Origin of the sequence: Pseudomonas sp. MONT-RG-20F-20-E-7-02, from assembly GCF_022662395.1 — a bacterium.
In the GTDB taxonomy this organism is placed as follows: domain Bacteria; phylum Pseudomonadota; class Gammaproteobacteria; order Pseudomonadales; family Pseudomonadaceae; genus Aquipseudomonas.
This window is the reverse complement of sequence record NZ_JAKNQN010000011.1, coordinates 84,012-96,878: the sequence shown is the minus strand read 5'-3', so window position 1 is coordinate 96,878 and position 12,867 is coordinate 84,012. Positions and strand designations below refer to the sequence as shown.

18 protein-coding genes are annotated in these 12,867 nt (G+C 57.6%); all 18 read left to right on the top strand.

The genetic code is table 11. The annotated features are described in order from the left end of the window. The first annotated feature begins 4 nt into the window (after positions 1–4). The 18 genes from L8I05_RS25925 (at position 5) to L8I05_RS25840 (ending at position 12,848) form a co-directional block, all read left to right on the top strand. Positions 5–229: a hypothetical protein gene (locus tag L8I05_RS25925; protein WP_242173914.1), complete on the top strand. Its 225-nt coding sequence runs from the start codon at positions 5–7 to the stop codon at positions 227–229. Continuing rightward, a complete protein-coding gene (locus L8I05_RS25920; protein ID WP_242173911.1) occupies positions 226–933 on the top strand; it encodes a helix-turn-helix domain-containing protein in 708 nt (235 codons plus the stop codon). The genes L8I05_RS25925 and L8I05_RS25920 overlap by 4 nt, the downstream gene beginning before the upstream one ends. Beyond that, positions 926–2,293: a replicative DNA helicase gene (gene dnaB / locus L8I05_RS25915; protein ID WP_242173908.1), complete on the top strand. Its 1,368-nt coding sequence runs from the start codon at positions 926–928 to the stop codon at positions 2,291–2,293. The genes L8I05_RS25920 and dnaB overlap by 8 nt, the downstream gene beginning before the upstream one ends. Next, entirely contained in the window at positions 2,286–2,501 is a 216-nt protein-coding gene (locus L8I05_RS25910) for a hypothetical protein (protein WP_242174378.1), read from the top strand. The genes dnaB and L8I05_RS25910 overlap by 8 nt, the downstream gene beginning before the upstream one ends. After that, positions 2,498–3,820 (top strand): site-specific integrase, encoded by a 1,323-nt coding sequence (locus tag L8I05_RS25905; protein ID WP_242173894.1) that lies wholly within the window; start codon positions 2,498–2,500, stop codon positions 3,818–3,820. The genes L8I05_RS25910 and L8I05_RS25905 overlap by 4 nt, the downstream gene beginning before the upstream one ends. A 109-nt stretch (positions 3,821–3,929) precedes the next feature. Further along, the gene (locus L8I05_RS25900) at positions 3,930–4,319 is read left to right on the top strand and encodes an antiterminator Q family protein (protein ID WP_242173877.1); all 390 of its coding nucleotides are present in this window, start codon (positions 3,930–3,932) and stop codon (positions 4,317–4,319) included. Positions 4,320–4,554: 235 nt separating this feature from the next. After that, complete coding sequence (locus tag L8I05_RS25895) at positions 4,555–5,052, top strand: hypothetical protein (protein WP_242173873.1); 498 nt, start codon at positions 4,555–4,557, stop codon at positions 5,050–5,052. Positions 5,053–5,160: 108 nt separating this feature from the next. Beyond that, on the top strand, positions 5,161–5,481 hold the full coding sequence (locus L8I05_RS25890; protein ID WP_242173855.1) for a phage holin, lambda family: 321 nt from the start codon (positions 5,161–5,163) through the stop codon (positions 5,479–5,481). A 65-nt stretch (positions 5,482–5,546) separates the two neighbouring features. After that, positions 5,547–5,939: an HNH endonuclease gene (locus L8I05_RS29530; protein ID WP_347341620.1), complete on the top strand. Its 393-nt coding sequence runs from the start codon at positions 5,547–5,549 to the stop codon at positions 5,937–5,939. 142 nt (positions 5,940–6,081) lie between these two features. After that, positions 6,082–6,549, top strand: coding sequence for a phage terminase small subunit P27 family (locus L8I05_RS25880; RefSeq protein ID WP_242173850.1), 468 nt, complete (start codon positions 6,082–6,084; stop codon positions 6,547–6,549). A gap of 9 nt (positions 6,550–6,558) precedes the next feature. After that, positions 6,559–8,292: a terminase TerL endonuclease subunit gene (locus L8I05_RS25875; protein ID WP_242173811.1), complete on the top strand. Its 1,734-nt coding sequence runs from the start codon at positions 6,559–6,561 to the stop codon at positions 8,290–8,292. 6 nt (positions 8,293–8,298) lie between these two features. Continuing rightward, positions 8,299–8,445 (top strand): hypothetical protein, encoded by a 147-nt coding sequence (locus tag L8I05_RS25870; RefSeq protein WP_242173791.1) that lies wholly within the window; start codon positions 8,299–8,301, stop codon positions 8,443–8,445. Positions 8,446–8,495: 50 nt separating this feature from the next. Next, positions 8,496–9,665 carry a phage portal protein gene (locus tag L8I05_RS25865; protein WP_242173774.1) on the top strand — a complete coding sequence of 390 codons (1,170 nt, stop codon included), beginning with the start codon at positions 8,496–8,498 and terminating at the stop codon, positions 9,663–9,665. Positions 9,666–9,669: 4 nt separating this feature from the next. Then, the gene (locus L8I05_RS25860) at positions 9,670–10,293 is read left to right on the top strand and encodes an HK97 family phage prohead protease (RefSeq protein ID WP_242173738.1); all 624 of its coding nucleotides are present in this window, start codon (positions 9,670–9,672) and stop codon (positions 10,291–10,293) included. Between the two features lie 15 nt (positions 10,294–10,308). Next, the gene (locus tag L8I05_RS25855) at positions 10,309–11,556 is read left to right on the top strand and encodes a phage major capsid protein (protein WP_242173735.1); all 1,248 of its coding nucleotides are present in this window, start codon (positions 10,309–10,311) and stop codon (positions 11,554–11,556) included. Between the two features lie 38 nt (positions 11,557–11,594). Beyond that, positions 11,595–11,978 carry a head-tail connector protein gene (locus tag L8I05_RS25850; protein ID WP_242174374.1) on the top strand — a complete coding sequence of 128 codons (384 nt, stop codon included), beginning with the start codon at positions 11,595–11,597 and terminating at the stop codon, positions 11,976–11,978. After that, positions 11,975–12,352: a head-tail adaptor protein gene (locus L8I05_RS25845; RefSeq protein WP_242173719.1), complete on the top strand. Its 378-nt coding sequence runs from the start codon at positions 11,975–11,977 to the stop codon at positions 12,350–12,352. The genes L8I05_RS25850 and L8I05_RS25845 overlap by 4 nt, the downstream gene beginning before the upstream one ends. Continuing rightward, positions 12,345–12,848 carry a hypothetical protein gene (locus tag L8I05_RS25840; protein ID WP_242173700.1) on the top strand — a complete coding sequence of 168 codons (504 nt, stop codon included), beginning with the start codon at positions 12,345–12,347 and terminating at the stop codon, positions 12,846–12,848. Before L8I05_RS25845 ends, L8I05_RS25840 begins: the two co-directional genes overlap by 8 nt. The last annotated feature ends 19 nt before the right edge of the window (positions 12,849–12,867 follow it).

Below are 12,867 nucleotides of genomic sequence, written 5' to 3'. Positions count from 1 at the left end.
AATAATGATCAATAACACCCCCGCAGTCAACCGCTCTGGAGATGTCGCGACACCCTCCGAGCGTCCAGAGATGGTGTCGCGACACCTCGATCAAAATCAATTCGCTGCGATGAATGCCGCCCTCATGATCGGCGGCCAGTACTCGCATGCATCCAAGTCTCAATTCCGCCGTGAATGCCTCGATTACTTGAAGGCGTCCCTGGCACCTGCCCAGGATGTTCCCGCATGAGTACCATCATCATGAGCCTGTGCTGGCCGTTGCAAGGCATGAGTGGCCCGCAAAAAGCAGTCCTTATTTCGCTGGCTGACAATGCAAACGACGAGGGTGTTTGCTGGCCTTCTATTGCCCGAATCTCTGAGCGTACTTGCCTCGCCGAGAGGACGGTTCAGGGTGCGATCAAGTGGCTAGGGCAAGCGAACATTTTGTCTGTCCGTGAGCGGATGGGGCGTTCGACTATGTATACCTTGACCCCGGCAGCATATGCACCCCCGCAGTACTTGCACCCCGCAGCAGATGCACCGCCACCCCCGCAGCTCACGACGAAAACCCCCGCAGCAGCTGCACCCAGAACCGTAATAGAACCATCAAGTGAACCATCACCTCTTGCTGGAGCTGAGCAACCAACGAAAATTTCGAAGCCGAAATGCCCAACCCAGGCAATCGTCGATTTGTTCAACGCAACGATCCCGGAATTTCCTCGGGTCATGTTGTTGACCAAGGATCGAATTGCCAAGGTCAACGCACGTTGGAACGAAAGCGATGTTCATCAGGATCTCAGTTTCTGGGCCGAGTACTTTGCCCTGGTGCGCTCCAGCGAGTTTCTGATGGGTAAGGTTTCGGCTTCTGGCGGGAATCCTTTCCGCTGCAACTTCGATTGGCTGATTGCCCCGAGCAACTTCGTGAAGGTCGTTGAGGGTAATTACAATGCGTGATCCCTACAGTCTGGAAGCCGAACACGGTGTGCTGGGGGCGATGTTCCTGCGCCCTGAGCTGATCGACGTACTGGCCGCCGATCTGGTGCCCGAGGACTTTTACTACGAGGACAACGCCGAGCTGTATCGCGGGATTTTGGCCTTGCACGCTGATGGTCATCCCGTCGATATCGTGACCGTCGGGGTTTATGTGGGGGATCTGCCTGGTGGTGCGAGTTCGTTTGCCTATTCCGCAGAAATTGCCCGCAATACGCCAAGCGTTGCAAACGCCGCCTCCTACGCCGGAACGGTTCGTGAGCGCAGCCTGGATAGGTCGATCATCGAGCTAAGCGTGCGGATCAACGACATTGCCTACGGTGACCAGTCGGCGGCTGACAAGGTTGCAGCGGTACAGGCTGAGTCCCACGCCATTGACAGCCAATCGGCAACATCCGAAGTGGTCAAGGCTGAGGACTTTCTCAACGACTACATCGAGGTGCTGCAGGCCCGGGCTGATCGTGGTGATGAAATTGACGGCCTGTCCACGGGCATTCCTGATTTGGACGAGAAGCTGCAAGGCCTCAAGCCTGGCCAACTGATCATCATCGCTGGCCGGCCGGCCATGGGCAAAACCACGCTCGCCATGAATATCGCGTCTCACGCGGCTATCCGTGATGGCAAAAGCGTGATGGCGTTCAGTCTGGAAATGGATAACACGGGTCTGATGGATCGCTTCATGGCGTCCGAAGGGCGGGTGCCGTTACAGCTGATCAAAAATGGTAAAGCCCCTAACACTCACGGCGCCGAGCTGATGAGTGCCGCCGGCAAGCTCAAGAAGTCGAACCTGTTCCTGTCGGATCGCGCGTCGATGTCAATGAATCGACTGCGCTCGGCCGCTCGCCGCCATAAGCGTCGGTATGGCTTGGATCTCATTGTCATCGACTACCTGCAATTGGTTGAGTCCGACTCGCGCACGTCTAGTCGTGAGCAGGAAGTCAGCCACATGACACGCACCGCGAAGCTTATGGCCCGAGAGCTAGGCGTTCCGGTGATCCTGCTCAGCCAGCTCTCCCGGAAATGCGAAGAGCGCCCGAACAAGCGTCCGCTGTGTTCTGACCTGCGTGAATCCGGCGCCATTGAGCAGGACGCGGACATCATCCTGTTCGTGTACCGCGACGAGGTTTACCACGAACACTCCGAAGCCAAAGGCATTGCCGAAATTATTATCGGCAAGGGCCGTGATATTGCCGGCGGCACCGTGCGCACCGCTTTCCACGGTCAGTACAGCCGATTCGAACAGCTCGCAGCGGGCTGGGTTGAGCCGACCAAACCCGAAAAGGTCAGCAGTCTGGCCGGTCGTTACAGAAAGGAAAATAACTGATGGCACCGGTCGCCTGGCCGTTCCGGTCCCGGCCAATTACCGCTATGCGGTGCATTGCTGCGGCTTCAAGTTGGACATGGATGTCCTGCCTGACCATGCCGTGGCTTTGTTCGCTGATGAGGCCATTGCCAAGCGCTACGGCGATTGGATGTGGCCATCGACTTTTGAGGTCGTTGACCTACTTGCCCGAAAGGAGGGCAACGTTTGAATACCCAAATCAAAACCCTGACAGTAAAACTGTCGGATGCTGAGATTGTGCGCAACGCCAAGCTCGAGCATGTGCGTGACCTGCGTGATGCCGGCCACCCGGCGCTGCACTTTCGTTTCGCCAAGAACCGTGCGCGCGGTTCCTGGTACTTGCTCAACAAGCGCCAGTGGCACCGTATTGGCGCGTTTCCTGACCTGAACACCAAGCAGGTGATCGCAGCGTTGCCGGCGGTGCGCCTGCGTGTGGCGGCTGATGGCGCGGCCAGCGTGTCGGGCTGGCTGACCGTTGGCGAGTTGCTCGATTGGTTCGGTGATCGCATGGCCAAGTCGCGCGCGCTTTCCCACAAGCGGCGAGCTGCTATCAAGTCCGCGATCAGCTGCCAGCTCAAGCCGCGACTGGATGATTTGCTGATCAGCGACGTGAATGCCCAGGCCCTCGACCGGTTGCTCATGTGGCCGGTACAGGCTGAGCTGTCGCTGTCGTATGTTCAGCAGCTGTTTCGTCTGCTTGCGATGGCCTTCCGTCAGGCGCGCAAGCTGGACCTGATCCCTGTTAACCCGATGGCCGAGCTGAAGTTCAGCAACTTCACGTCCGCGCGTATTCAGCCCAAGCCCGCACGGCTGCGCGATGTGCAAGTGCCCGAGTTGGTGACGCTGCTGGCTGAGCGATTCGACAGCGCGCCAGGTGACGCCATGCTGGCCTTAATGATGCTGTGCCACGGCACTCGGATCGGTGAAACCCGCCAGGCGCGGTGGGCTGACGTTGCACTGCCTGAGCGTGAGTGGTTCCTGCCGGCGGAACACACCAAGACCAAGACCGAGCTGCGAGTGCCGCTGACCGACCAAGTCGTCGCACTGCTGCGCCGCTACCGTGACCTCCAGACCGCCCAAGGATATGTAGGTGGCTTCCTGTTCCCGTCACGCCGTGGGAAGCCGCTGAGCGACAACCAGGCGAGCGCCGTCTTCACTCGGTTGGGGCAGGGTGCCTGGACCAGTCACGACCTGCGCAAGGTAGCCCGTACCGCCTGGACTGACCTCGGCGTCGACGGCCACATCGGCGAGATGTTGCTGAACCACTCCCTGGGCAAGATCGCCTCCACCTACATCAACACTCAGGCCAAAGAGCAGCGCCGCCTGGCCTTGGTGAAGTGGCACAACTGGTTAGATGAGCGCGGCTTCAAGTCGATTCACGCGCAGACAGGCGTTAGATATGAAGATTCGCAAAACCTCGTAGACGCCTTGAACGGCGGGGTCTGCGAGCCAGAACCACAATTTGTTAAGGGCGAGGTTTGTGGATGCCTTGGGAGGTGCTTCAAATGAGCAGTGTAAGAGCGCCATTGGCGCGCAAGAGTATTAGCCCGATCGAATGTGTTTTTTTGAAAATCGCAGGTCTTTCTGGGTTGAGTGAGCCGAAATTTGGGAGTGTCGAATGAAGAAGCGCACTTACACTGACAAACCGCTAGGCGACACTGAATACTTGTTGGAGCAGTGGGGATGGTGGCGAATGGATGGAATGGGGGTCCCTCGATACGTATCACCCCTTTATGCCTTGATACGGGACAACAATGTCACCGAAGGCGGCACCAAGAATTATTGCATTAAGGATGATGTGGCCCTGGTGATAGATCGAGCGGTTGCCAAGCTCGCCATTCGGGATACTCAGATGGGGAGCTTTATCTGGCTGTACTTCGGTGAGAAGTGGCCAGCCCTGCGTATCGCGCGGGAAAATAAAATGGGTGAAGCCAAGGCTCGTGAGTTAATCAAGGCTGGAGTAGCTTGGGTCGACTGTGCAATCGAGGTGTTTCGCGAAGCCGCGTAAAAAAGTCTTTCCACGCGGATAAACACCTGGTTTCATGGCACGGTGTTCAGCTTTCCAAGCGCGACACCATACTCATGCATCACCTCCTAGCGTAGCCCGCGGAGTTTCATTAATGCCTAGCGTTGAGTGTGTGCAGTTATCCCCGTCATTCTTATTTCTGCGGGAGTTGGAAATCTAGTTTGATAGATGTTTGATGGGGTGTTAGATGTAGACCATATAACTTGGAGTTGTAAATATGGCGACATATGAATCTTTGAAGAGAGACTTTTCCGAGCGCGTGACTGAAGAGCTAAGCTACTGGAGAGATTTACGGAGCTTCGTTGGATACCTCCCAGCTAGGCTTCTTATTCAATTCGGAGTGAGGGGAATGTCAGATATCGTAAAGATCGGATTTCTAGATGAGTCTGATTCGTTTCAAGTTGCAGACGTGTCTAAGCTTCCAATGGACTCTCGGGATTTAAAATTTTCAGTTCGGTTAGAGCTTCCACCCGTTGAAGGATTGTCTAAGTTTTACCTCTTGACGCATTGGGGTATTCAGAGAGAAGGAAACGGATATAAGCTGACATTTCTGACGGGGGCTGATAAGAGCAAGATCAAGAAGTTTAACACTCTAACGTCAGCCCCTACACAGAGTGGGGACTCCGTAGTTAAAGAGGTTGCAGAGGCGATTGCGAATGAGTTTTCTAGCGTAGTTAGCAATTACGATTACTCTACGACCATTAATAAAAGCTGATTGCTCTATTTTGAACCCTTGATTTCGGTTTTAAAATCTTCAAGCCCGCCTATAAGGCGGGCTTTTTATTATGTTGCTCCCCGCAGGGGAGTACGCGAGAACTATCTTATGCCCGATAAACCAGACAGCTGGGCGCTTGTGCTTGCGTGGCTCAGTCAGCATATGCCAATTCTTTACCCGGCAATTCTGTCCTGTGGGATGGCTGTACTTCGTATCACCTACGGCGGCGGCACTCGGCGGCAAATGCTGGTGGAGGGCGTACTTTGTGGTGGTCTTACCCTTACGATAATCAGTAGCCTGGAGTTCTTTGAGCTTCCGCAGAGCATGGCGACGTTTGTTGGTGGCTGGGTTGGATTTCTTGGAGTGGAGAAGGTCCGCGCGATTGCAGATCGGATCACCGATTTCAAGTTGCCTGGTCGGATACAGTAATAATTGAACTACGTTGTTGAGCTCGCGATGTAGTTTTCTGCATTAGATGTAAGGATCGGAAACGAATGCCGCCAAAGACGAAGCGCCCGTGTCGTTCGCCAATGTGCCCAGCCAAGACTCAGGCACCTAGCGGCTATTGCGAAAAGCATGCCCACCTTGCCAGCGGCTGGGCCAAGCCCGGCCGGGAAACCGCTGAGCAGCGCGGGTATGACTGGGAATGGCGCAAGAAGCGTGCGGTCGTCCTCAAGCGTGACCGGTATCTGTGCCAGTGCGATGACTGCAAGGGTTGCACCCTTACAGCCTCAGAAGTTGACCACATAACACCTAAATCCATGGGTGGAAGTGACGATTCTTGCAATTTGCAGTCGCTAAACGTCGATTGCCACAAGGCCAAAACGCAAAGGGAAGCGGTCGCCGCGCGCATTGGTCGCGTCGGCGAACGCGCAGACATCAGGTAGCGAAAATGCAACCAAAAAGCGCGTCAGAGGGGGGGTGGGCAAAATCTCTGCAGCTTTTCGCCTTCTCCACCGATCACCCAGCCTTTAACGCGCGGCCGCGAAATTAAAAAATTCGTACTTTTGGAAAATTTGGGGGGTGCCTGTGGGCCGACCTGCAAAACCGACCGCCTTGAAAATAATCCAGGGCAACCCTGGCAAGCGGAAGCTGAACAAGAACGCACCGTCTCCCGACGCCCTAACGCAAATGCCTGACCCGCCCGAATGGTTCGGCGAAATCGCCAAGAACATTTGGCGGCAGGTTGCGCCCTGGCTGATCGAGGCCAGGATTTTGACCGGCACGGACATGCACAACCTTGAAGCGTTTTGCATGGCCTACCAGCGCTGGCGGGAGGCCCAAAACGACATCACCAAAAACGGGATCATCGTCATGGGCGCTAAGCAGGAAATCAAAAACCCTGCCTGTACCGTATCGAACGAAACCCTGCGCCAAATGGCCGCTTACGGTGGTGCGCTAGGGCTGGACCCTGCAGCCCGCGCACGCCTTAAGCCTGGCGGCGAACAGAAACCAGACAACCCCTTTACCGCACTGCGGGGAGGCAAAGCCGGATAACCACCCTCTATGGCCAGTTCACCAAACGTCAACGCGGCGAACAAGTACGCCCGCGACGTGGTGGCGGGCAAGATTGAGGCGTGCAAGTGGGTGCGCGCCGCCTGCAGGCGTCACTTGAATGACCTGGCGAAGTCGACGAAGAAGGGCTACCGCTGGAAGTTCGACAAGGCCGAGGCCGAGCGCGTTTGTGTATTCATCCAGTTGCTACCGCACACCAAAGGGAAATGGGCCGGTAAGCGCCTGCTGATCACCCTGGAGCCGTGGCAGAAATTTATCTTCTGTTGCATTTTCGGGTGGCGGTCCAAGCGCACCGGCCTGCGCCGCTTTCGTGAGGTGTACTGCGAGATTCCCCGCAAGAACGGTAAGAGCGTGATTGCGGCCGGCCTCGGTTTGTTCATGTTCACCATGGACGGCGAGTTTGGTGCCGAGGTGTATTGCGGTGCGACCACCGAATACCAAGCGTTAGAAGTGTTCCGGCCGGCCAGCCTGATGCTTAAGAACACGCCGCAGCTGGTTGAAGAATGCGGCGCTCAGATAATGGTGATGAACCTATCGCTTCCTGATGATGGAAGCCGCTTTGAACCGCTCGTTGGCGATCCTGGCGACGGTAGTTCGCCAAGCTGCGCCATTGTCGACGAATACCACGAACATGTTTCGTCGGCGCTTTATGACACCATGATCACCGGCATGGGCGCCCGTGAGCATCCGATGATGTTCGTGATTACCACGGCGGGCTACAACCTAGCCGGGCCTTGCTACGTTCAGCGCGGCCAGGTCAAAGATATGCTGTTGCACGCCCTGGGCGAAGGCGGCATAGAAAACGAAGAGCTGTTTGGGATCATCTACACCATCGACGATGGTGACGACTGGCAAGACCCCAAGATCTTGCGCAAGGCAAACCCGAATTTTGGCGTGTCGGTCGACGATGAGTACCTGTTGCGCATGCAGGCCAACGCCAAGCGTTACCCGTCACAGCTGAACAAATTCAAGACCAAGCATTTAAACGTATGGGTTAGCTCCCGGTCGGCCTGGCTGAATATGTCGGACTGGGCGGCGTGCGGAAACCCTGAACTGACCCTGGAGCAATTCCGGGGCCGTAAATGCTGGGTGGGTGTCGACCTTGCCAGTAAGTCAGACATTACCGCCGTCGCCCTGGTGTTCAAGGACAAGGACGAGCGCGGCCGCGATGTGTGGACGGTGTTTTGCCGGGCCTACCTGCCCGAAGGTGCGATAGAGCGCGCTACCACGTTTAAAGATGCCTACGAAGGCTGGGTGGTCTCTGGTGAGCTGTTGACCACGGACGGCGAGGAAACCGACTTTGACGTGGTGCGCGATGACATCAAGGACTTGGCCGAGATGTTCGACATTCAGGAAATCGCCTACGACAAGTGGCGTGCGACACAACTGGCGCACCAGCTGCAGGCGGATGGTGCTGAGGTGGTCGAGGTAGGCGGCGGCATTCAGACCATGAACATGCCCATGCGGGAAGTCGAGGCGGCCCTTGTTTCGCGGCGCTTCAATCACCCGGAAAACGGGGTGCTGTCGTGGATGGCGGGGAACGTATCAACCAAGGAATACCGTGGTTGCTTAACCCCGATGAAAGAAGACGAAGGCAAAGGCAACCTGCGCAAGATCGACGGCATGGTTGCGATTCTTATGGCGATGAGCCGCGCAATGCTGGCTGATCAGGCGCCGGGAAGCCTTCTCGACAGCATCACTGACGATGACCTTTTAATAATGTGAGCCCCTATGAAAACTTGGCTACCTGAACTTGTCGGGACGGCAGGCTATTGCCTGCTTGTTGCCGGCTTGCACGTCCAGTTTGGCCCAGGCTGGGCGCTGATGGCTGGTGGTGGTCTGCTGCTGGTGGCCGCTATCAAGGTGGTTCAGCGATGATCCTGGGCGCGATGTACGAGAGTCGCAGCTTGGAGAATCCAGCTACCAACATGAGTAGCCAGGAACTGGGTGAGCTGTTGTGTTCGAACAATGGAATCACGGTAAGCCCTGAGACGGCGCAAAGGCTGACGGCGGTGTATGCCTGTATCTACGTGCTTTCAAGCACCATGGCGCAGTTGCCGTTAAGCGTGTTGCGTAAGGTCGACGGGCGGATTGTTCCGGCCACGGATCACCCGGCGCACTACCTGCTCCACGATGAGCCCAATCAGTGGCAAACCTCTTACAAATGGCGCGAGACCAAGCAGGCCCACACGCTGGGCTGGGGGAATGGGTTTACGCGCCTTGTGCGCAATCGCCGCGGCGAACTGCAGGCGCTGGAAATGTGCGAACCCCAGGTCACTGACCTGGTGAAGAACGGCGGCCGCTGGATCTATGCAACGCAGGACGATGACGGCATGCCGCTGGCAGTTGCGCCTGAGGACATGGTGCACCTTCGCGCTATTGGATCGGGTCGCCGCATGGGCACCAGTCCGATTCGGCAGAACGCCGAAACGGTTGGCCTCGGCATGGCTGCCGTGCGTTACGGCAAAGAGTTCTTCGAAGGTGGTGGCCGCCCTACGGGACTGCTGACGCTCAAGGACGGAAATCTAAAGGGTGATGGGTGGGAGCGCCTGAAAAGCGTTTGGCGCGGCGCCGTGGGCAAGCTCAAGCAGTCGGATAACAAGACATTGCTGCTGCCTGCGGATCTGGATTACAAGGCGCTGACTATTGCGCCCGAAGACGCGCAGTTTCTGGACACGCGCAAGCTGACCCGTAGCGAGATTGCCAGCATGTTCAACGTGCCTTCTCACATGATCAACGATCTTGAGAAGGCCACGTTTTCCAATATCAGCGAACAGGCCATCCAGTTCGTGCGGCACTCGGTTATGCCTTGGGTCAAGAACTGGGAAGAAGAACTGAACCGCCGGGTGTTTACCCGTGCTGAGCGCCTGGCCGGCTATTACATCAAGTTCAACCTTGCCGGCCTGCTGCGCGGCACCCCGAAAGAGCGCGCCGAGTTCTACCGCATTGCCATCCAAGACGGCTGGATGTCCCGCAATGAGGTGCGCGTGCTGGAAGACCTCAACCCTATGGCCGGCCTCGATTCGATGTTGCTCAACGTCAACACCAAGTTGTTAGGCGCTGACGGCTTGCCGTTACCCGTAACGCCAAAGGAATAATCCAATGAGTGATTTTGAAAAACGCATGCTGCCCGCGCAGCACTGCGAGCTGCGTGCTGTCCCGGTGGAAGAGGGCGGCGACCAAAATGCGTCACCGCGCATTGCCGGTTACGGCGCTGTGTTCAATCAGCGTAGCGACCTGCTGGGCGGCTTCTTTGTCGAGCTTATCGCCCCTGGTGCATTCGACGACGTGCTGGGCCAGGACGTACGCGGGCTGTTCAACCACGACCCTAACTATCTGTTAGGGCGCACGGTCAGCGGCACATTGCGGCTCTCTGTCGACCAGCGCGGCCTGGCCTACGAGATCGATACACCGAACACGCAGACCATTCGTGACCTTGTTGTCGAGCCGTTGAAGCGCGGCGACATGAGCGGTAGCAGCTTCGCCATGCGTGTCGCCCCTGGCGGCGACACCTGGCACGAAGAAGACGGCGTAGTGGTTCGGACGATCTACAAGATCGCTGAACTGCGCGACGTGGGCCCGGTGTCATTCCCGGCCTATCCCGATTCAAGCGCTGCACAGCGCTCCCTGGACGCCTGGAAACAGGCGAAAAACGAAGGCCTTGAGGGTCGCGCTCAATTTGAGCGTGAAGCCCGTGAGCGCCTGCTTGATTTGAACGACCTTTAAGCCCTTGGGGGATTTATGACACTGCAACAAATGAAAGAACAGTACGCCCAGAAAGCCGCCGAAATGCGCAGCCTGCACGAAAGCACCGGGGACGAGGTGTGGACCAGCGAAACGCGCTCCAAGTGGGAAGCTATCAAGGTCGACCTGAAAGCCTTGAAAGAGAAGATCGAACGCGAAGAAGAGCTTCGCGAAAACGATCAGTCCTTTATCGAAGAGCGCGCCCGTAACGGCGGCCATGGTAGTCAGCACCGGCAAGAGCCAACCGGCGCCGAGGCTGAGCAGCGCAGCGCCTTCGATGCGTTCTTGCGCGGCGGCGCTGAGCATCTAACTGCAGAACAGCGCTCGGCAGTATTTGCCATGCGCGCCCAAGGCGTACAAGGCCCCGAAGCTGGCGGCTATACGGTGCCTACCACGCTGCAGGCGAAAGTGATCGAGGCTCTGAGCACCTACGGCGGTATCGCGTCTGTATGTCAGTTGCTCAACACCGATAACGGTGCGCCCATTGCCTGGGCGGTGAGCAATGGCGGCGAAGAAGAAGGCGAGCTGATCGGCGAGAACAAGCAGACCGGCGAAAAGGATGTTGAGTTTGGTATGGGCACGCTGGGCTCCCACACCATTAGTTCGAAAATCATCCGCGTTTCTGAGCAGCTGCTGCAGGATTCCGGTATCGACATGGAAGCCTTCCTGGCCGGCCGCATCAGCAAGCGCTGTGGTCGCACCCGTAACCGCCTGATCGTGCAAGGCACTGGGGCAGCCGAGACGGACACCGCGCCGGCCCAGCCCAAAGGTTTGGAGGCAGCTGTAGCTGTGGGCAAGGTGACGGCCAGTGCATCCCAGTTCACCTGGCAGGAAGTCAACGGCCTGATTCACTCGGTCGACCCGGCCTATCGTGCGGCCCCTAATTTCCGCTTGGCCTTTAACGACAAGACCTGTCAGGCGATGGAAGAAATGGTTGACGGCAATAAACGCCCTCTGTGGCTGCCAGGTATCGACAGCGACCGCCCGGCGACCATCCTGAAACAGCAATACGTGATCGATCAGGCCATTGCCGATATCGGCGCTGGTAAGAAGTTCATGTTTGCCGGCGACTTCAATGAGCTGATCTTGCGTGCCGTGCGCAGCTTGACCCTGAAACGTTTGGTCGAGCGTTACGCCGAGTACGGTCAAGTTGCCTTCCTGGCCTTCCTGCGCTTTGGCATCGTCCTGCAGGACACTGCAGCCATCAAAGCATTGGCCGGCAAAGGCGCTGAAGTCGAGGCCTAAGCCTGGAGCGGGGCCGTGCAAGCGGCCCCTGTGTGCACATGTTGACGCTTGAGCAAATTAAGCAGCATTGCCGGCTTGAGCTGGACGACACCGAGGAAGACGAGCTGCTGCAGGGTTACGGCTACGCCGCCTGGCGAATGGTCGAGACCCGCATCGGCCGCAAGCTGTTTCAGGTCGAGCTGCCTGCCGATGCGCCGGCCCATGCTGCCGCCGATGACGACTACCTTCGCGGCCTGTTGCCGGCAACGGCACCCGACAATGCGTTACCCGTAACGGCTGACGTAACCCTGGCCATGAAAATGCTGGTAGCGCACTGGTATCGCAACCGCGAAGCCGTCACGGAAGCCGCTGCAACGGGTTCAAAGGCTTTGCCGTTGGCATTTGAAGCCCTGGTAGGGCCGTACAACTGGATATCGCTATGAAGCACCCAGCCGCTGGCGAGCGCGATAAACGCATTGAGATTCGGGTGCGCAATGACACGCCTGAGAACGACGCCGATCTGGTGTCGGGTTACAAGCGCGTCGGCGGCCGCTGGGCGCTGCTGGAACCGTTGGGCACGCTACTGGTGCACAGCGGCATTCAGGTCAACAAGAAGATCACCCACCGCCTGACCTTCAAGCGCCTGCCCGGTATCGATGACAGCCATGAGGTGGTCATGGGTAAGCGCCTGTTCCGGGTGGTGGGCGTTGGCGATGTAAACGAATCCGGCATTGATACGGTGCTTGAGGTCGAGGAAATCACCGGCAACCCGGCCAGCGCGCCGTCGATGCCGAAACGGGATATCTACGATGAGTAATTCGGTTGGCGTCGACGGCTATTTGCACATTGAGGGCTTCGATAAGTTCGACCGCGAAGCCTTCGACAAGACGAAAATCCGCGCCGGCATGCGCAAGGCCGGGCGCCTGGTAACCAGCAAAGCGCAGATGAACCTGGCCTTGGCCCGGGGTAATGCCGGTTATCCGCGTGTACGCACCGGCAGGCTCTTGAAGTCGGTCACGTTCAAGGTGTCGCGCTCTGGCTTTATGGTGAAGGTTGCGCCGACCAAGACCAGCGACATGCAGGCCTTTTACCCTGCCTACCTGCACTACGGCGTAAAGCAAGGTTCCCGGATCAAGGGTCGACCGAGCGGAAGCCGTCGCGCACGCGGTGCGCGGGCTGATTTGGTTGCGGCCAGGCGTGCGGGAGGCTGGCGGATTGACCCACGTGACAACTACATGACTGACGCCTTGCAGGATTCGTCTGCAGGCGTTCAGAAAATCTTGGGCGCCGCGTTTGCGGACGGCCTGCGCTAGAACGCCCAAGTCCACCAGC

Bases quoted from the DNA above. Each gene is read 5' to 3' on its own strand.
- L8I05_RS25925 (WP_242173914.1), top strand. From the start codon at position 5: ATGATCAATAACACCCCCGCAGTCAACCGCTCTGGAGATGTCGCGACA.
- L8I05_RS25920 (WP_242173911.1), top strand. From the start codon at position 226: ATGAGTACCATCATCATGAGCCTGTGCTGGCCGTTGCAAGGCATGAGT.
- dnaB (WP_242173908.1), top strand. From the start codon at position 926: ATGCGTGATCCCTACAGTCTGGAAGCCGAACACGGTGTGCTGGGGGCG.
- L8I05_RS25900 (WP_242173877.1), top strand. From the start codon at position 3,930: ATGAAGAAGCGCACTTACACTGACAAACCGCTAGGCGACACTGAATAC.
- L8I05_RS25895 (WP_242173873.1), top strand. From the start codon at position 4,555: ATGGCGACATATGAATCTTTGAAGAGAGACTTTTCCGAGCGCGTGACT.
- L8I05_RS25890 (WP_242173855.1), top strand. From the start codon at position 5,161: ATGCCCGATAAACCAGACAGCTGGGCGCTTGTGCTTGCGTGGCTCAGT.
- L8I05_RS29530 (WP_347341620.1), top strand. From the start codon at position 5,547: ATGCCGCCAAAGACGAAGCGCCCGTGTCGTTCGCCAATGTGCCCAGCC.
- L8I05_RS25875 (WP_242173811.1), top strand. From the start codon at position 6,559: ATGGCCAGTTCACCAAACGTCAACGCGGCGAACAAGTACGCCCGCGAC.
- L8I05_RS25870 (WP_242173791.1), top strand. From the start codon at position 8,299: ATGAAAACTTGGCTACCTGAACTTGTCGGGACGGCAGGCTATTGCCTG.
- L8I05_RS25865 (WP_242173774.1), top strand. From the start codon at position 8,496: ATGAGTAGCCAGGAACTGGGTGAGCTGTTGTGTTCGAACAATGGAATC.
- L8I05_RS25860 (WP_242173738.1), top strand. From the start codon at position 9,670: ATGAGTGATTTTGAAAAACGCATGCTGCCCGCGCAGCACTGCGAGCTG.
- L8I05_RS25855 (WP_242173735.1), top strand. From the start codon at position 10,309: ATGACACTGCAACAAATGAAAGAACAGTACGCCCAGAAAGCCGCCGAA.
- L8I05_RS25850 (WP_242174374.1), top strand. From the start codon at position 11,595: ATGTTGACGCTTGAGCAAATTAAGCAGCATTGCCGGCTTGAGCTGGAC.
- L8I05_RS25845 (WP_242173719.1), top strand. From the start codon at position 11,975: ATGAAGCACCCAGCCGCTGGCGAGCGCGATAAACGCATTGAGATTCGG.
- L8I05_RS25840 (WP_242173700.1), top strand. From the start codon at position 12,345: ATGAGTAATTCGGTTGGCGTCGACGGCTATTTGCACATTGAGGGCTTC.